At 73.9% G+C, this 13027-nt stretch carries 14 protein-coding genes; 6 read left to right on the top strand and 8 right to left on the bottom strand.

The window, feature by feature from the left end:
• Positions 1–198 precede the first annotated feature (198 nt).
• The 3 genes from A3Q37_RS14850 to A3Q37_RS14840 all read left to right on the top strand — a co-directional run bounded on the left by A3Q37_RS14850 (position 199) and on the right by A3Q37_RS14840 (position 2571).
• Positions 199–804, top strand: coding sequence for a GPP34 family phosphoprotein (locus A3Q37_RS14850; RefSeq protein WP_065483971.1), 606 nt, complete (start codon positions 199–201; stop codon positions 802–804).
• An 87-nt stretch (positions 805–891) separates the two neighbouring features.
• Positions 892–1572 carry a HEAT repeat domain-containing protein gene (locus A3Q37_RS14845; protein WP_065483966.1) on the top strand — a complete coding sequence of 227 codons (681 nt, stop codon included), beginning with the start codon at positions 892–894 and terminating at the stop codon, positions 1570–1572.
• A gap of 3 nt (positions 1573–1575) precedes the next feature.
• Positions 1576–2571: a HEAT repeat domain-containing protein gene (locus A3Q37_RS14840; protein ID WP_065483963.1), complete on the top strand. Its 996-nt coding sequence runs from the start codon at positions 1576–1578 to the stop codon at positions 2569–2571.
• Here the strand turns inward: A3Q37_RS14840 and A3Q37_RS14835 are convergent.
• Positions 2482–3807, bottom strand: a complete 1326-nt coding sequence (locus A3Q37_RS14835) for a hypothetical protein (RefSeq protein WP_065483960.1) — start codon at positions 3805–3807, stop codon at positions 2482–2484. The genes A3Q37_RS14840 and A3Q37_RS14835 overlap by 90 nt on opposite strands.
• A gap of 226 nt (positions 3808–4033) precedes the next feature.
• Entirely contained in the window at positions 4034–4834 is an 801-nt protein-coding gene (locus A3Q37_RS14830) for a LysR family substrate-binding domain-containing protein (RefSeq protein ID WP_065483957.1), read from the bottom strand.
• Positions 4835–4892: 58 nt separating this feature from the next.
• On the opposite strand from A3Q37_RS14830, the gene A3Q37_RS14825 reads away from it, so the two are divergent.
• Positions 4893–5294: a DUF5997 family protein gene (locus tag A3Q37_RS14825; RefSeq protein ID WP_065483954.1), complete on the top strand. Its 402-nt coding sequence runs from the start codon at positions 4893–4895 to the stop codon at positions 5292–5294.
• 43 nt (positions 5295–5337) lie between these two features.
• Here the strand turns inward: A3Q37_RS14825 and A3Q37_RS14820 are convergent, their stop codons facing one another.
• From A3Q37_RS14820 to A3Q37_RS14800, 5 genes are all read right to left on the bottom strand, one after another.
• Positions 5338–5877 carry a hypothetical protein gene (locus A3Q37_RS14820; protein WP_065483952.1) on the bottom strand — a complete coding sequence of 180 codons (540 nt, stop codon included), beginning with the start codon at positions 5875–5877 and terminating at the stop codon, positions 5338–5340.
• Between the two features lie 175 nt (positions 5878–6052).
• The gene (locus tag A3Q37_RS14815; protein WP_030712369.1) at positions 6053–6550 is read right to left on the bottom strand and encodes a peptidylprolyl isomerase; all 498 of its coding nucleotides are present in this window, start codon (positions 6548–6550) and stop codon (positions 6053–6055) included.
• A gap of 75 nt (positions 6551–6625) precedes the next feature.
• Positions 6626–7795: a serine hydrolase domain-containing protein gene (locus A3Q37_RS14810; RefSeq protein WP_065483949.1), complete on the bottom strand. Its 1170-nt coding sequence runs from the start codon at positions 7793–7795 to the stop codon at positions 6626–6628.
• Between the two features lie 177 nt (positions 7796–7972).
• Complete coding sequence (locus A3Q37_RS14805) at positions 7973–8548, bottom strand: histidine phosphatase family protein (protein WP_065483946.1); 576 nt, start codon at positions 8546–8548, stop codon at positions 7973–7975.
• 61 nt (positions 8549–8609) lie between these two features.
• Positions 8610–10052, bottom strand: coding sequence for a PLP-dependent aminotransferase family protein (locus A3Q37_RS14800; RefSeq protein ID WP_065483943.1), 1443 nt, complete (start codon positions 10050–10052; stop codon positions 8610–8612).
• Here A3Q37_RS14800 and A3Q37_RS14795 point away from each other — a divergent pair.
• Positions 10051–11109: a DMT family transporter gene (locus tag A3Q37_RS14795; RefSeq protein WP_065483940.1), complete on the top strand. Its 1059-nt coding sequence runs from the start codon at positions 10051–10053 to the stop codon at positions 11107–11109. The two genes, A3Q37_RS14800 and A3Q37_RS14795, sit on opposite strands and share 2 nt — an antisense overlap.
• 115 nt (positions 11110–11224) lie before the next feature.
• A complete protein-coding gene (locus tag A3Q37_RS14790) occupies positions 11225–11434 on the top strand; it encodes a DUF1918 domain-containing protein (RefSeq protein WP_065483937.1) in 210 nt (69 codons plus the stop codon).
• A gap of 106 nt (positions 11435–11540) precedes the next feature.
• Here A3Q37_RS14790 and A3Q37_RS14785 read toward each other — a convergent pair whose 3' ends face one another.
• Entirely contained in the window at positions 11541–12842 is a 1302-nt protein-coding gene (locus tag A3Q37_RS14785; protein WP_065483934.1) for a glycoside hydrolase family 10 protein, read from the bottom strand.
• Positions 12843–13027 lie beyond the last annotated feature (185 nt).

Genomic DNA, 13027 nt, shown 5'->3' with positions numbered 1-13027 from the left:
ACCGCAGGGCCCGACAGCCCTGCGTGAGGTTAGCCAGCCGGCGGGTGGTCGGCGAGGGCGGGACCGGGGCGGGGCTCCCCCGGGGGGGACGCCGGGCGGAGCGATACTGGTTCTGGCTGTCGCCTCACCGGGCGGGCTCGGGCGGTGAGGTTCCATCCTTTTTTCGATGTCTTGTCGATGTCTTGAGGGGAGCCGTTCATGACCACGGCGAAAGACCTGTTCATCATCGCGATGGACCCGGCACCGGAGCACACCGTGGGGCAGGGCGATCTGTCGCTCGCGCTCGCCGGAGCCGAACTGCTCGATCTCCTCGACGCGGGGAGCGTCACCGTGGACGGCGACCTCGTCGTGCCGGGCGGGTCGTCGGTGCCGGACGACCGGCTGCTCGGCGCGGCCGCGGCGGGGGTCACCCGGCAGCCGCCCTACGAGCGGATCGAGGACTGGCTGTGGCGTCGGGGCCGGGACCTCGCGGCCGCCTACCAGGACGCGCTGGAGGAGGACGGCGAGCTCACGCGGAAGAGAAGCGGTCTGCTGCCGTTCGGCCCGAAGGAAGTGGAGCTGGTGGACACGCCCGCCCGCCGCCGGGCCGTCGCCCGCCGGGAGGAAGGCGATCCCGTCCTGGCCTCCCTCGCGTCCGCCGTGGGCCTCGACGGCGAGCGGTCCGACGACGAACCCCAGCTCGGCGACGAGACGGTGACCACCGTGGTCGCCACCGTCCATGAAGCGGTGATGGAGCTGGAAGCCGTACGGCAGCGGCGGACCATCGAGAACACCGCGTTCGCCAACGTCTGGCGCGGCCCCTGAGCCGGGGGCCCTGGCCACCCCCCGCCCCCCCGGGTTGACCTTGACACGGTGACAAGCTCTTCACTGCTTGCCGAGGAGGTGGTCTCGATGACGGTCACGGGACAGCACGGGACGCGTGAAGCACGGGCGCTGCGGGCGTTGCGGGACGAGCGTTCGTCGGTACGGCTGAGCGCCGCTCTGGCGGTCGGCTCGACGCCGGACCCGCGCTTCGTCGGCCCGCTGGTCGAGCGGTGCGCGGTCGAACCGGAGTTCCTCGTCCGCGACATGCTGACCTGGGCGCTCACCCGCCACCCGGTCTCCGACACGCTGCCCGTACTGCTCCGTGAAGTCCGCTCGGAGCGTCCGCAGGCCCGGAGCCAGGCGCTGCACACCCTGTCCAAGGTCGGGGACCCGCGGGCATGGTCCGCGATCACCCGGGCGCTCCTGACGGACGGCGACGAGGAGGTCGCCCGGACTGCCTGGCGGGCGGCCGTCGTGCTCGTACCGGAAGGGGAGGAGGCCGCGTTGGCCGCGGTGCTGGTGACGCAGCTCGGGCGTGGTGGGCGGGAGACGCAGCTGAGCCTCAGCCGGGCGCTGGTCGGTCTGGGGAGCGCGGCGGTGTCGGTCCTGGATGCCACGACGCGGGCCGCCGACCCGGGTGTACGCGCACACGCGCTCGCCACCGAGCGGCTGCGGAGCGACCCGGACACCGGATTCGCCTTCGCCCTGGAGGAGGCGAAGCGCGTGGTGGCCCTGGGCGGGACGGGCAGCGGCGAGGGAGGGTCGTAGCGCGTGTTGATCGGTGAGGTCGCCCGGCGGTCCGGCGTCAGTGCCCGCATGCTCCGGCACTACGAGTCGCTCGGTCTGGTGCGGCCCTCGGGCCGTACCGGATCCGGCTACCGGGAGTATTCCGGTGAGGACGTCCGGCGCATCTTCCACATCGAGAGCCTGCGGGCGGTGGGACTGTCCCTGCGGGAGGTCGGGCGCGCGCTCGACGATCCCGGCTTCGCCCCCGCGGACCTGGTCGACGACCTCATCCGCCGGACGCGCGAACGTATCGCCGCCGAGACCGAGTTGCTCATCCGGCTGGACCGGGTCCACGCCACGGAGCCGGCCGGCTGGGAGGACGTCCTCCACGTCCTCGCGGTGCTGCGGGCCCTGGGGTCCCCGAGCGCCGGTACCCGTCAGCGCGCGGCCCTGGCCCCGGTCGACGAGGTTCCGGTGGAGGCCCTGGTCGAGGCCGCGCTCGACGAGAGCGACCCGGTCGTGGCCGGGGCCCTCCGCTGGGCCCTGGCCCGGTCCGACGGCAGTGCGGCCCTGCTGGCCGAAGGGCTCGGCTCGGCGGTGCCGGAGGTGCGGGAACGCGCCGTGCGTTCCCTCACCGAGCTGCCCGGCGACGAGGCCGTCGCGCTGCTGCGGGACGCGCTGGCGCACCCTGATGCCGTGGTCCGGGGCCGGGCGGCCCTGGCGCTCGGCGCCCAGGGCGAGGCCGCCGCGACCCCGGTGCTCGTCGACATGATCGTGGCGGGAAGCAACGACACGGACGCGGCCGACGCGCTGAGCGTCCTGGCCGGCGACGACGACGCCGCGGACCGGATCGCGTCCCTCCTCGTCGGCCGCCTCGGCGAGGACACCACCGGGCCGCCCGCGCCTGGGCGGCTCACCCAGGCGCTGGCCGGCATTCCGGGCCCTACGGCCTCACGCGCCCTCGTGGACCTGGTGGGCGATGCCGACCGTGCCGTCGCGCTGACCGCCGCCTACCTCCTCCGGCTGCGCGGGGACGGGTGAGGCGCCCCGCGCCGGCCGGTCCAGCAGCAGCGGGATCGCCAGGACGGGCAGCAGCCAGAGGAACACGATGAGGCGGAAGCCGTAGAGCTGGCCCAGGTTCGGGTGGCCGGCCTGGTTGAGGAGGCCCGCCGCGCCGGCCGCCAGGGCGATCGGCAGCACCACCGAGCGCCGCTTCAGCAGCGCCCAGGCCGAGAGCGCGAGCAGAACGGGAAGGACGGGGGAGGCGGCCTGGCGGCGCAGCCACGCCGACCAGAAGACCCCCTCCTGTACGAAGAACTCGGGCCAGGGGTTGGGCAGATCGGGCCGCTGGTAGTGGTGCGTCAGCAGGTCCTGGGCGCTGTCCTCGCCCATCGGCCACCCCAGCAGATGCGCCCCGGCGTAGATGCCCACCGTCAGGCCGGCGCAGAGTCCGGCCGCCCGGAGTGCGGGAGCCGCCCCGCGCCGCCCCTTCCACCGGAGCCACCCAGCCCGGAGGAGGAGGACTCCGGCGAGAGCTGCCGCCAGCAGCAGTGCCTGCGAGTAGCGGACGAAGAACATCAGGACGAGGCCGCCCGCGACGAGCGCCGCGCCCGTACGGGGCCGGTCCCGCAGCAGCAGGACACAGCCGAGGACGACCGCCGTGCCCAGCGCCAGGGAGAGCCCGTCGCTCAGCGGGTTCATGGCGACGGTGCCCGTGGGCAGAGCGAGGTACAGCGCCTGCCCGGCCAGACCGGCGCGCCGGGAAGCGCCCGCCGCGCGGAGGGTGAGCAGAACGCAGACGCTTCCCGCGAGGGCAATGACGAGCCCCGCCAGCCAGAGGCCCCAGGTGATGCCGAAGACGGCCACGAAGGGGACCAGGAACAGCGGATAGCCGGGCCTGGCCTCGAAGATGGCCATGAACCGCTCGTTGGCGAACGGCGCGGTCATCCCTGACGTGTTGCCGTGGCGGGTCCAGTACGCGACCGAGTCGTTCAGCCGGCGTACGCACTGCTCCTCCGACTCCCCCACGGTCTTCCTGTTGGTCCAGGGGACAGGGCTCAGGGACGCGTGCTGCCCGCTGTCGCAGGAGTACGCGATGGCCCGTCGGCCCGCCTCCTCGCGGCTCTCGCCGCTGAGGCTCAGGGCGTAGGAGAGGTAGTTCTTCGTGTCGGGCGAGGCCCGGCCGGTGACCGCCGTCAGCTGGAGTCCGGTGAAGGCCACAGCGATGAGCAGCATCCCGATGAGGCCAAGGTGCTGGGTTCTGCGGATATTCGGCATCGGTCGGGCGCTCCCTGCGTACGGCGGTTGCCTCATCAACGAGAGAACCGGCGCGGGGTGGCGTTCCGGGGCGGTGTGCGGGGCGGTTTACGGGGGCGGGTTCGGGACAGGTCGCGTCTCCGGGGTCTGGCGCGTCCCCGTCCCGGGGTCTGGCGCGTCCCGGGCCCGAGGTCTGGCACGTCCCGGGCCCGACGCGTTCCCCGTTCCGACAGGCTCGGCGTGCCCGCTACCGGCCGCGCGGCTTTCCGCGCTTGCCGCTCTGGCCGCCGGCCCGGCCGCCCGACGAGGGCTTCCGGCCCGCCGCGGGCTTGTGCCGGGCACCGCCCTGGCCGCCGCCCGTGCCGGCCCGCTTGCCCTTGGGCTTCTCCCTGGCCTTTTCCTTGGCCTTGGCCGTGGGGCGCTGCGGGGTGGTCGCGCGGCCCCGGGTGCTGTTGACGGTGCGTCCCCGGACGATCCCGATGAACTCCTCCACCAGGTCGGGGGCTTCCTCCGCCTGGGGCCACGACAGGGCGACGCGTGAGGCGGGGGTCTCCGGGACCGGGCGGTAGGTGAGGTCCTTGCGGTGGTGCAGCCGGGCCAGGGACTGCGGGACGAGCAGGACGCCCACGCCCGCCGCCACCAGTTCGATCGCGTCCGCCGTGGTGGCCGGGCGCTCGACGGCGGGGCGGCCGGGCAGGGTCTCCCAGTCCAGGACGTCGTCCAGCGGATGCAGCACGATCTCGTCGGCCAGCTCGGCGAGCGACACCTCTTCGGCGGCGGTCGCCACGTGGTCCTTGGGGATCACGACGACGGTCGTCTCGGTGTAGAGGGGGATCGCGGCCAGGACGTCCCGGTCGACCGGCAGCCGTACGAGACCGGCGTCCGCGCCGCCGTCCGCCAGCAGCCCGGGGGCATCGGCGGCGGTCGCCTGGACGAGCTCCAGGGGGGTGTCGGGCAGCCGCTCGTGCCAGACCCTCACCCACTTGGTGGGCGTCACGCCGGGGACGTACGCGAGCCGGAAGGATGAGGGGATGTCCGAGCCTGTCACAGAACCAGGCTACCGGTCGGTGGTCGGAGGTATGTCCCATGGTCGATACCCTGGACCCATGACGTCGCACAAGACCGCCCAGACCATGAAGCCCGCCACGGCGGCGAAGAAGCTGGGTGTGTACCTCCAGGCCACGCCCGCCGAGTTCCAGGAGGGTGCCGTCTCCCGCACCGAGCTCAACGCCCTCCAGACCGACCCGCCCGCCTGGCTGGTGGAGCTGCGCCGCACCGGTCCGCACCCGCGCCCCGTCGTCGCCGCGAAGCTCGGCGTCTCCATCGCGGGGCTCGCCCGCGGCGGGGTCACCGAGCCGCTCACCACCGAGCAGATCGACGCGCTGAAGGACGAGATGCCCGAGTGGCTCCAGAAGGAGCGCGCCACGCAGGCCGAGGTGCGCAAGGAGGCCGCCCGCATCAAGGAGCGCAACGCCGAGCGCGCCGCGCGATCCGGCGAGCAGCAGTAGACCCCCTCCGCCGGGGCGGCCGTCGCCGCCCTGCGGACTCCTGTCAGGGCCTGCGGCCCCGCCCCTGCGGAAACTCGCCCAGGCTCACCGCACGGTGAATCGTCTCGGCCAGTTCGCGCGGGTCCTCGGTGAAGGTGTCCACCCGGATCTTCCGCCCGTCGCGCAGCTCGATGGCGTAACCGAAGCCCATCCCCCTGGCCTCGGCCAGCGGGCGTCCGTCCCCGGCCGATGCGGACCCGATCCGCTCGATGTCCGCCCACGGGATCAGCGTGGCCGTGCCCGCGACCCGGTGGGTCAGGCCGCGCTCGTGGACGTCGAAGCACTGTTCCCGGGTGCGGAGGGCCTGCATCAGGCGCCAGATCCCGAGTCCGAGACCGGCCAGCCCCACCCCGAGGAGCAGGCCCGCCAGTTCGGGCGCGCCGTCGGTCGTTCCGATGGAGGCGATGGTCACCGGCACGCCGAAGGCGAGGCCGACGACCCCGGTGACCAGCAGCATCCCGGCCAGTCGTAGCCGTCTGCCGCCGTCGGTGCGGTGTTCGCGGACGAATCCGCCGAGTTCCCGTGCGGCTTCGGTGCGTCGCATCGCCGTTCCCCCCGTCGTGGACACCTCAAATTCTGCCCGATCGCGGGGGCGGGCACCACGGAAACTGCCGTACTCGTGCCACGGGCCCGTGGCCGGTCCGCCCCGCCGACGCGTACGTCGGTGGCGCGGACCCGCACACGGGCCCGTCGGGTACCGCTCGGGTCTGCCGGTCGGGTCAGAGAACGCCGGACTCGGCGATGGTGACCTTGGCGCTGGTGCGGCCGCTGCCGGAGCCGAGCGCCTCGATCTTGCGGACGAGCTTCATGCTGTCCTCGTCGGCGACCTCGCCGAAGACCACGTGCTTGCCGTCCAGCCACGGGGTGAGCACCGTGGTGATGAAGAACTGCGAACCGTTGGTGTTCGGGCCGGCGTTGGCCATCGAGAGCAGGCCCACGCGGTCGTGCTTGAGCTTGAAGTTCTCGTCGGCGAACTTCTCGCCGTAGATGCTCTTGCCGCCGGTGCCGTCGCCGCGGGTGAAGTCACCGCCCTGGAGCATGAAGTCCGTGATGACGCGGTGGAAGGACGAGCCGGCGTAGCCGAAGCCCTTCTCGCCGGTGGCGAGCGCGCGGAAGTTCTCCGTCGTCTTGGGGACGACGTCGTCGAACAGGTTGAACGTGATCCGCCCTGCGGGGGCGTCGTCGATGGTGATGTCGAAGTAGACCTTGGTTGTCATGGTGACATCCTCACATTCCTGGCAACCGCAGGCGAAACCCGGGTTGGGTCGGCACGTCGGACGGCCGGATTCCGCTCACCCCCGGGCGGCTCCCCGGTGGGCCGCGTAAACGGCGTTCACCAGGGCGGTCTTGCGCGGGTCGTCGGCGAGCCGGGAGCCCATCCGGTTCATCACGTATCCGAGGGCGATGGAGGCATCCGGGTCGGCCAGGCCGCAGGAACCGCCCGCTCCGTCGTGACCCAGCGCCCGCGGGTCGGGGCCGTAGGACCGGTTCGCGCCGCTCAGCCAGAAGCCGAGGGCGATCTCCGTCTCGTGCGGGAAACCGTCGCCGAGGACCAGGTCGCGGCAGGCACCCTGCCCTTCCCCGGCGCGGGCGGCCGCCTTCTCGGAGAGGATCCGGCGGCCGTCGAGGCTGCCGCGTCCGGCCAGGATCCCGTAGAGCGCGGCGACCGCCCGGGCGGTGCCGTGGCCGTTGGCGGCGGGGATCTCCGCTCCGCGCCAGGCGGGCGTGTTGGCGGCGGCCCGGCCGGTCGGCGGGTTGAGCAGGGAGGCGACGGCGACCGGGGTCATCCGATCCAGGAGGGCCGCCTGGGCGGCCCGGTCGGGACGTTCCTGGACGAGTTCGGCGAGCCGGTGGGTCTCGCTCTCCGGGAGGCCGAAGGTGAAGTCGATGCCCAGCGGTCCGGTGATCTCCCGCTGGAGGAACTCCTTGGGCCGCAGCCCGGTGATCCGGCGGACCACTTCGCCGACGAGGAATCCGTAACTGATCGCGTGGTAGCCGGAGCGGGTTCCGGGCTCCCACCAGGGGGCGGTGGCGGCGAGCCGGGCGCAGGCCGTCTCCCAGTCGTACAGCTCCTCCAGGGTGAGCGGGGTGTCGGGCCCGGCCACCCCGGAGCGGTGCGAGAGGAGGTGGCGTACGAGGACGGATTCCTTGCCGTTCGCGGCGAATTCCGGCCAGTAGTCGGCGACCGGGGCGTCCAGGTCGAGCAGGCCCCGGTCGGCCAGGACATGGGCGCAGAGCGCGGTGGGGCCCTTGCCGGTGGACCAGACGTTGACCACGGTGTCCCGCTCCCAGGGGCGGGTGCGGGCGGCGTCCGCCCAACCGCCCCAGAGGTCCACCACCATTACGCCGTCGACCAGGACGGTCACCGCCGCGCCCAGTTCGCCGCGCTCCGTGAAGTTCTCCTCGAAGGCGTCCCGGACCCCGGCGAACCGGTCGTCGCAGTGGCCGTGGATCTGCGGCACGGGGCCTCCCTCGTCGCGGGCGCGGGCGCGGGTCCGGCGGCGGACACCGGAACCGGATGCCCCCGCAACGTACCGACTGGTCGGACCGGAGGGAAGGGCGGATGACCGGAGGAGCGGCGGGCCGGAGGGGAGGGGCGGTCTCCGGTACGGCCCAGGCCCCGGCCGCCGCCGCCCGGATCAGCGGATGCCCGCCTCCAGGCTCAGGCTCCAGCGGCCCGGCAGGCCGGTCAGGGTGATCGTCGACAGGGGGCGGACGTCGACGTTCCAGTACGTGGAGGGCGGGGCGTTCAGGGCGTAGACGAGGGCCGCCCGGATGACGGCGGGTTCGGCGACCGCGACCACGAGGCCGTCGTCGGCGGGGCGGGTGTCCAGCCAGCCGCCCACCCGCCCGATGAAGCCGAGCATCGACTCGCCGCCGTGCGGGGCGCTGCGCGGGTCGGCCAGCCAGAGGTCGACGGCGGCCGGTTCCCGGGCGGTGACCTCGCCCAGGGTCAGCCCCCGCCAGCGGCCCATCTCCCAGTCCCGCAGGGCCGGTTGCGCCATCGGGGCGAAGCCGAGGGCGTCCCCGGTGGCGCGGCTGCGCGGGGTGGGTGAGCAGTAGCGCAGCTCGGCGGCGCCGAGCGGGACGAGCGTGTGGGCGACGAGCTGCACCTCGTGCCAGCCGGCCTGATCGAGCGGCCGGTCGTCGTCGAAGCGTTCGGCCAGCCGGGAGGAGCTGCGCGCCGCTGCGACCAGGGAGACCCGAAGCGTCATGGCGGGATCGTGATGCCGAACGCGTGTTTGGTCAAGAGGGCGTGCCCGCCCGGACGCCGCGTCAGCTGCCCAGGAGGCCGTCGAAGGCGGTACGGAGACGGCGTACGCCCTCCGCGATCTCGGCCGCTCCGGAGACCGCGGCGAAGCTCAGGCGGACGTGTCCGGCCGGGGGTTCGGCGCAGAAGTAGGGGCGGCCGGGGGCGATGGCGACCGAGGCGCGCAGGGCGGCCGAGACAAGGGCCGACTCCTCGGCGCCGCCGCCGGGGAGCCGGAGCCAGAGGCTGCCGCCGCCCGCCGGGAGGTGCGGCAGCGCGAGTTCCGGCAGCTCGCCGCCGAGGGCGGTGGCCAGGGCCGTACGGCGGTGGCGCAGCTCGGTGGCGACGGCGGCCAGGTGGCGGCCCCAGGACGGGGAGCCGACGAGTTCCAGCGCGGCTTCCTGGAGCGGCCGGGGTACGAAAAAACTGTCGACGACCTGGATGGCCCGCAGGCGCTCCAGCACCGGGCCACGGGCGGCCAGCGCGCCGACCCGGAGGCTGGGCGAGGTGACCTTGGTCAGCGAGCAGACGTGGACGACGGTCCCGTCGGGGTCGTCGGCGGCCAGCGGCGCGGGGAGCGGCCCCGCGTCGTCGTGGACGAGCCGGCGGGCGAAGTCGTCCTCGACCACGAACGCCCCGGCCGCCCGGGCGGTGGCCAGGATCTCGGGGCGGCGGGCGGGCGCGAGGGTGGCCCCGGTGGGGTTCTGGAAGAGCGGCTGGATGACGAGGACCCGGGCGCCGGTGGCCCGGAACGCGTCGGCGAGCAGTTCGGGGCGCACCCCGTCGGCGTCCATGGGCACGGGGACGGGGCGCAGTCCGGTGGCGCGGGCGACGGCGAGCATCCCGGGGTAGGTCGGCGACTCCACGAGGACCGGGGCGCCGGGCGGGGCGAGGGCGCGCAGGGCGGTGGCCAGAGCGCTCTGGCCGCCCGCGGTGATCAGGACATCGGCGGCGCTGACGGCGGGGCCGATCTCGCGGGCGAACCAGGACCGCAGTTCGGGCAGCCCGTCCGTCGGGGGGCGGCCCCAGGCGCCCGGCCTGCGGCCCGCGCGGGCCAGGGCGGCGGAGAGCGCCCGTTCGGGCTGGAGCGAGGCGTGGAGATAGCCGCCGTTGAGCTCGATGACGCCGGGCGGTGGCGCGGCGAGGGTGACCAGCACCCCGGATGCGTCGACCGTACGGGGCACCACCTCGGGTCCGCCGTCGCCGCTCAGCGACACCTCCTGCCAGGACGTGTCGCCCGGGGCGGGCAGCGCGGCGCGGGGCTCCGCCCGGAACGCGCCGGAGCCGGGGCGGGTGGTGACGAGCCCTTCGGCGGCGAGCTGGGCGATGGCGCGGGAGACGGTGACGGGGCTGACCCGGAACCGTTCGACGAGTGCCCGGCTGGACGGCAGCTTTCCACCGGGTGAGTAGCGGTTGAGCTCGGCCCGGAGGGAAGTGACCAGTTCGGCGACGCTGCTACGCTCTTGCATGAGAGCACAGGATAGCGCTACCCAGCCTTCAGCGATAGCGGTCGCCGATCCGGCGGTCGCCCCGCACCCGTCGGCGGTCGCCCCGCGACCCGCTTCCACGGTCGCCGGGGTGGGGCCGTCGACCGACGCCACGCCGGGACCGTCGGCCGGCGCTCCGGCCGGTCCTCCGCTCGCCCCCTCGCGCGGCCGCAGCGGCACCGTGCTCGCCGGGCTCGGCGTCGTGGCGTTCTCGCTCACCTTTCCGGCCACCGCCTGGGGTCTTGAGAGCTTCGGCCCCTGGTCCCTGGTCGCGCTCCGCAGCGTGCTCGCCGCCCTGGTCGCGGGCGGGGTGCTGCTGGCCGCGCGCGTCCCGCTGCCCGCGCGCCGTCACTGGGCCGGGCTCGCGGTGGTCGGGGGCGGGGTCGTGGTCGGCTTCCCGCTGCTGACGACGCTGGCCCTCCAGACCTCCACCACCTCGCACGCGGCCGTGGTCGTGGGCCTGCTGCCGCTGACCACGGCGGTACTGGGGTCCCTGCGCACCGGCGAACGGCCCTCGCGCACGTTCTGGATCGCGGCCCTCGCCGGGGCGGCCGTGGTGATCGCCTTCACCGTGCAGCAGAGCGGCGGGGCCCTGACCTCCGGCGATCTGTATCTGTTCGGCGCGCTGCTGGTCTGCGCGGCCGGGTACACCGAGGGCGGCCGGCTGGCCCGGGTGATGCCGGGGTGGCAGGTGGTCGGCTGGGCGCTGGTCCTGTGCCTGCCGCTCGCGGTGGCGGGCAGCCTGGTGGCCCTGCCGCTCGAACCCGTGCATCTGAACGCCCACGGGGTCCTCGGCCTGGTCTGGGTCGCCGCGGGATCGACCTTCCTCGGGCTGTACGTCTGGTACCGGGGGATGGCGGCGATCGGGGTGGCCCGCGCCAGCCAGCTCCAGCTCGCCCAGCCGCTGCTGACGCTCGTGTGGTCCTTCCTCCTGCTCGGCGAGGAGGTGTCGGCGGCGGCCCCGGTCGCGGCGGTGGCCGTACTCGTCTGCATCGCTGCCACCCAGCGGGCCGGGCGCCGCGCAGGGCGGAAGCCGTGACCGTACGGCCAGGGCAGGAAGCCGGAACCGTACGGCCAGGACGGGAATCCCGGCCCGCACGGTCATAGACTTGTCGACACGGACACCATCTCCCCCTGTGAGGAGGTCGCTCCCGATGGAGGCACACACGGGCGACCGGCTGCTGATGCACGGCAGGACCGTGGGACAGCACGACCGGGTCGCCGAGATCATCGAGGTGCTCGGTGACGGGGGCGCTCCCCCGTACCGGCTCCGCTTCGACGACGGCCATGAACACCTGATGTCACCGGGTCCCGACAGCGTCGTCCAGCACATGGACGCGCCGAAGGACGAGCAGGCGCGGTAACAGCGCCGGGGGCCGGGACCGTGCAAAAGGGTCCCGGCCCCCGGCGTCGGCGGCTCAGCGGGAGAACCGCTCCCGAAGGCTCAGCCCGGGAACTCGCCCCGACCGCTCAGCCCGGGAACCGGCCCCGACCACCGGACCGGCCCCGTCCCCGCTCCGGGTAGAGCCGGACCCGGTCCGCATAGTGGTCGGCCACCACGCGGCGCATCGCGCCGATCCGGTCCGTCATCACGCTCTTCCCGGAGAAGAAGACGTGACCGACCGCCTCCTGGTGGTTCCGGGCGAGGGTGAGGTGGCGGGAGAGTTCCGCCGGGTCCTGCCAGGCGGCGGCCTGGGCGGGGTCGCCCGCCTTGTACAGCGCCTCGCCCACGTACAGCTCGACGCCCGTCCCCCGTACGGTCGCGCTCCACCAGGCGAGGACCTTGGCGTAGTCGGCGGCGGTCTGGCCGATGTGCCAGTAGATCTGCGGGCAGATGTAGTCGATCCAGCCCTCCTTGACCCATTTACGGGTGTCGGCGTGCAGGTCGTCGTACGTCTGCACGCCCGCCCGCGTGTCCGATCCCAGCGGGTCGGTCTCCTGGTTGCGCCAGACCGCGAAGGGGCTGATGCCGAAGCGGACGTGCGGCTTGATCGCCCGGATCCGCTCTCCCGTCTCGCGCACGAGCCGGTCGATGTTGTCGCGCCGCCAGGCCGCCCGGTCGGCGAAGCCACCGCCGTACCGCGCGTACGCCGCGTCGTCGTCGAAGGTCTGCCCGGCCACCGGATACGGGTAGAAGTAGTCGTCCCAGTGCACGGCGTCGATGTCGTAGCGGCGCACGGCGTCGAGCATCGCGTCCTGGACGAAGCGACGGACCTCGGGCAGGCCGGGGTTGTAGTAGAGCTTCCCGCCGTACGGCACGGTCCAGCCCGGGTTGAGCCGGGCCGGGTGGGAGGCGACGAGACGGGTGGGGTCCGTGTGGTTCGCCACCCGGTACGGGTTGAACCAGGCGTGCAGCTCCAGGCTCCGGTCGTGCGCCGCGCGCACCGCCGTACCGAGCGGATCCCAGCCCGGGTCCTTGCCCTGGGTGCCGGTGAGGCAGTCGGCCCACGGCTCGTACGGCGAGGGCCACAGGGCGTCGGCGGTCGGCCGGACCTGGAGCACCACCGTGTTGAGCCGCAGCTCCACCGCCCGGTCCAGATAACCGAACAGCTCGGCCTCCTGCCGCACCGCCGTGAGGCCCGGCTTCGAGGGCCAGTCGATGTTGGCGACGGTGGCGATCCACATGCCCCGCACCTCCCCCGCCCCCGGAAACCCGCCGCCCTTCCGCCGCCCCGCCGGGGAGGCGACCGCGTCACCGGCGGTCGTCATCGCCGCCAGCAGCCCGGCCGCGCTCAGTACGAACGATCTTCTCGCCACACCCGTGCGCCGCATCCCGGCCCACCTCTCTCCGCCGTGTCCCGCACCCGACTCCGATGGCTCTACGTAACCGCATCATTCCCATCCGTAGCTGTCATGACCCGCGGGTCGTCCGCGTCGGCATGCGGAGTAACGTCGTGGGGTCGAGGCGGGCACCGGAATCACACGGGACCCTGCGATACGGAGAACAGCGAAAGGCA

The sequence above is a fragment of the Streptomyces sp. PTY087I2 genome (assembly GCF_001687325.1).
Lineage (GTDB): Bacteria > Actinomycetota > Actinomycetes > Streptomycetales > Streptomycetaceae > Streptomyces.
This window is presented reverse-complemented; position numbering and strand designations above follow the sequence as displayed.

Bases quoted from the DNA above. Each gene is read 5' to 3' on its own strand.
- A3Q37_RS14850 (WP_065483971.1), top strand. From the start codon at position 199: ATGACCACGGCGAAAGACCTGTTCATCATCGCGATGGACCCGGCACCG.
- A3Q37_RS14845 (WP_065483966.1), top strand. From the start codon at position 892: ATGACGGTCACGGGACAGCACGGGACGCGTGAAGCACGGGCGCTGCGG.
- A3Q37_RS14835 (WP_065483960.1), bottom strand. From the start codon at position 3,807: ATGCCGAATATCCGCAGAACCCAGCACCTTGGCCTCATCGGGATGCTG.
- A3Q37_RS14825 (WP_065483954.1), top strand. From the start codon at position 4,893: ATGACGTCGCACAAGACCGCCCAGACCATGAAGCCCGCCACGGCGGCG.
- A3Q37_RS14820 (WP_065483952.1), bottom strand. From the start codon at position 5,877: ATGCGACGCACCGAAGCCGCACGGGAACTCGGCGGATTCGTCCGCGAA.
- A3Q37_RS14815 (WP_030712369.1), bottom strand. From the start codon at position 6,550: ATGACAACCAAGGTCTACTTCGACATCACCATCGACGACGCCCCCGCA.
- A3Q37_RS14805 (WP_065483946.1), bottom strand. From the start codon at position 8,548: ATGACGCTTCGGGTCTCCCTGGTCGCAGCGGCGCGCAGCTCCTCCCGG.
- A3Q37_RS14795 (WP_065483940.1), top strand. From the start codon at position 10,051: ATGAGAGCACAGGATAGCGCTACCCAGCCTTCAGCGATAGCGGTCGCC.
- A3Q37_RS14800 (WP_065483943.1), bottom strand. From the start codon at position 10,052: ATGCAAGAGCGTAGCAGCGTCGCCGAACTGGTCACTTCCCTCCGGGCC.
- A3Q37_RS14790 (WP_065483937.1), top strand. From the start codon at position 11,225: ATGGAGGCACACACGGGCGACCGGCTGCTGATGCACGGCAGGACCGTG.
- A3Q37_RS14785 (WP_065483934.1), bottom strand. From the start codon at position 12,842: ATGCGGCGCACGGGTGTGGCGAGAAGATCGTTCGTACTGAGCGCGGCC.